This window comes from Flavobacterium sp. GCM10023249 (assembly GCF_042653365.1).
In the GTDB taxonomy this organism is placed as follows: domain Bacteria; phylum Bacteroidota; class Bacteroidia; order Flavobacteriales; family Flavobacteriaceae; genus Flavobacterium.
On sequence record NZ_JBHSHZ010000017.1, the window covers coordinates 1 to 3,939 of the forward strand.

Annotated in this window: 2 protein-coding genes; both read right to left on the bottom strand. The window is 34.7% G+C overall.

Features of this window, described 5'->3' with window-relative positions:
- The coding region (locus ACFO7M_RS15665) for a hypothetical protein (protein WP_379736743.1) at positions 1-2,104 on the bottom strand (2,104 nt) is incomplete at its 3' end.
- Between the two features lie 303 nt (positions 2,105-2,407).
- The gene (locus ACFO7M_RS15670) at positions 2,408-3,637 is read right to left on the bottom strand and encodes a 3-oxoacyl-[acyl-carrier-protein] synthase III C-terminal domain-containing protein (protein ID WP_379711731.1); all 1,230 of its coding nucleotides are present in this window, start codon (positions 3,635-3,637) and stop codon (positions 2,408-2,410) included.
- Between the last annotated feature and the right edge of the window lie 302 nt (positions 3,638-3,939).

Consider the following 3,939-nt stretch of genomic DNA (forward strand, 5'->3'; position numbering starts at 1 on the left):
TAACATTTACCACTCCGCCATCACATAATCTTGGAGCCACTCTAGGATCTCCGCTGAATTGTGCTACAGCACTACAACCATCATTTAAAGTCTGGAATTGAGCTAACCACGCAGCAAATGCAGCATCTACAGCAGCTTGATCTGCATAGTCACATTGACTAGTAGATGAATTACCTGGACCAGCAACATCAACGTCGGCTTCACTATTCAAAGTAAAGCTGGCGGTCACACTGTCATCAGTACAACTATCGGCTATACTATAGGTCACATTAACCGTTCCGCCGTTACATAAACTAGGAGCTATTCTAGGGTCGCCTGTAAATTGTGCAGTGCCACCACAACCATTGTTTAATGTTTGGAACTGAGCTAACCACGCGGCAAATGCAACATCTACAGCAGCTTGATCTGCATAGTCACATTGACTAGTAGATGAATTACCTGGACCAGCAACATCGACAGGGTCACAATTAACAACAGTTACATCAACTCTGTCAAATTTACTACAACCAGGAAAAGCTAAAGCATCAACAACTACAGTATAAGTTCCTGGTTGATTAGTTGAATTTAAATCGAGTGTATTATCTGCTGAAGGTCCTTGAAGTAGTGGTCCAAAACCATTGCTTGGGTCATTATCGTTATCAGGACCATAAAATGAATAATTTACACTTGATGGAAGAGTCATTGGATTGGTCAAATTTGCAGTAAGAGTTAAAGTTGGATTATCACAATTGATTTCGCCTCCTCCAGTAAGATCTACAGATGGATCTGTCGAATTACCAAAAATATAAGGACCGGCAAAGTCTTTTAATTCACTTGTAAATGAATCGCTATTACCACCCGCACTTGATCTTGTTTTAACTAACAAACTACCTAAAATATTAGAACAAGGATCTTCTTCACCACGTCTATCCAATCCGAAAGCAGTCAAATTGATTCCAATTTCAACAAACTGAAACTCTTTATAACTTGTTTGAAAAGCGGCATTTTCACCTTCAATAGTACCCCATGGAGCGGCTAAAGTAATTGCTTCTTTGTTCACACGTCCGAAAAGGTTTGGTACAGCATTATTCAATGCTTCAATTCTTACATAACCAAAAGCACCGCTATTTAGTCCTTGTTCAAAGGTAGAAGCATCAATATTAAAAGGTCTGTTTGCTAATGAATTAAAATTGGCTAAATCAGCCTGATTCATCCAAACTCGGATACGAACATCAGGTTTAGTACCACCACCTTCATAATCGATGGAAATGATTAAAGTACCCGGAACTAGAATATTACCCGTTGCATCAAAATCCCAAGCTGTTCGGCCACCGTCATTTCCAGTGTTACCGAAAACTATATCGCCGGGAACATAATCGATTAAAGTTCTGAAAAATTCAAAGTCGATATGTTTACTACCATTAGTTTCACGAAGAGAACCTCCGGCAAAAGCCCAAAGTTCGGTGAAAGGTCTGGGATCTATATCAGAAGGTGCTTTAGGGCCTATCCCTCTTAAATGGGCATAAACATCAATAATATCGTCTTTCTGAGGTATACTTCCTGTACTTAGTGCCCAAGTATTTGGATTATCGGAGTTTTTATCTCCTGTACCTCCAAATATACTCAAGTCAGATTCTCCCTGAGCACTATTGTTATCACGTCCATACACTGAATCTAACCACAAATACCCATCTACAATTGGGTAAGGAAAAGGGAAAGTTGGCGTTGTAATCGATTGTCTACGTTCAAAAGCATAATTATTTTTAGATGTCCCTTGAATTAAAGCAGTTATTGCAGCCGCATTTGTTTGGTCGATTACACCTTTTCCACTTCCAGGATATAGAGTTTGATTAACAAACCAATCATCAGTTCCTGCCGCGTTAGGTAATGGTACAACAGGTACATCAGCATTTGGAAATTGAAGACGATTTGCATATACATCAGCTTCAACACCAAAATTAGCTTTAACCGTCGCATCTCCTACCAATTGAGCAGAAACATTAATCGAGAAAAGTGAAAAAAATACAATAATAAGTAATTTATCAATACGCATCGAACTACAACAGGAATGCGCAAAAAAATGATAAACCTTATTTTTCTGTGTCAAAAAAATAAATTTTTTCATAATAATACATGTTTAATACCATTATTATGAAATAGGTTTTAGTTACAGAATTGTGGGAACAAAATCGAAAGAAATGTTCATTTTTAAAAAAGTTTTAAATAAATAAAAGAGGGTTTAATCAGGCTTGATTGTATTGAAGTGGTATTTATAATGACAACTCATTATCACAATAAACCATTAAATATCAGTAATTTATAACTACGTAATAAAATTACTCATAAAATAATTCTTAAAATTTTTAAGTGTCAATTTTAACACTTTTAGTACTATAAGTAGTACATTAGATAACCTAAATCAGTTAGATTATACTTTTTCTAAAAAGAGGCCCGTTGCTGTAAGTCCAGGTCCAAATGCTATACCAATTATTTTTGTACCAGGAGCAATAGACTTATCATTTACAATTTCATTAAAAATATGCGGAACTGTAGCTGATGACATATTACCTTGTCTTCTAAGAATTTCATAGGACCATTTAGCCTGATCCAACTCAAGTCCCAATTCTTCAATAACATAATCAATAATTTTAGGACCGCCGGGATGAATAGCAAAACAGATATCACTTTTAATATCATCAAAATTCAAATGTAGTTTTTCACAAAGCGCATCCATAAATCCTTTGATATTTTTTCGTATAAAAACGGGAACACGTTTAGAAAGTGTCATAAGAAAATTATATTCGCCCAAATCCCAAGACATATCTTCTAAAGAATCAGGAATAATGACTTCATGGGAAGCCAAAATTCTTAAACCGTTTTTTTGACTGAGATCATTATCTTCGTAGAATTTATCCTCTTCATACAGAGAATACCCAATAAATCCATCAGCAAATAGAGAGCAAATCATTGTATTGGATGGTGAAAATTCTGTTAAATTCAAATGAGCGGATAACAATTCTGTATGCACTATATCAACGCGACCGTTTAATTTACTGAGGTTCAATAAACACATTGCGGTTCGAATTGCAGGAAATGCTCCATAACATCCCATATGGTATGAATGAGTAACCTGGACTGTCTCCCATTTTCGTTTTATAACTGCCTCTTGAGCTAAACTAGGCGACGAATACCCTGAACATGTTACATGGATTAAATTTTCTGGTTTCGAATGTGTGTTTGCATAAAATTGATCAAAAACTGTACGCATTTTCCTCCTGAACCAATCCATCCTCATTTCAATTTTTGGTCCAAAAGTATTTCCTGAATGAATTTCAAAATCAATTGGAAAAATATAATCTTCGTGGGATACATTTTCCATTTCATTTTGAATAAAGCTCTCAACTTCTTCAAAAATAAGCACCTGTCTACTATTAATATTTGCGTGAGATATGGCATATTTATCCACGTGATCAGACACAACATTAAAGCTTACTAGATTCTCATTTTCTTCTTCTTCCTCAAAATATCCTGTACTCTGTCTTACTGGATGATTTTGAAAATGATGATAAAGAAATTTTGTATACTGATTAAGTTTAGATTGGTTGATTAGGTTCCCTACTAAGATAGGGTGAAAATTTGAGATGATAATATTTTTCATAACCTTAACCCTTTGATTAACATAAAGTTATGAAAAATATAAGTGATAACAATTTTTTAAGATGTAATATCCTCAAATAAAGTAAATCTATAAGGTAAGATTTACAAAAAATTGATTCAAGTTTCAACTCAATAAGAAAACTATAATTGTTATTCATCAAGCCAAAAAAGCTTCGCTTTTTATTTTAGATTAAATACTTAAATTATAGATGATAAATAAATTCATAAACCATTTTATAAAGAAAGGTAGCGGATCGAGCCCGAAGGGCGACACGCTGCACCTATAACAAAAAAAATCCCCAT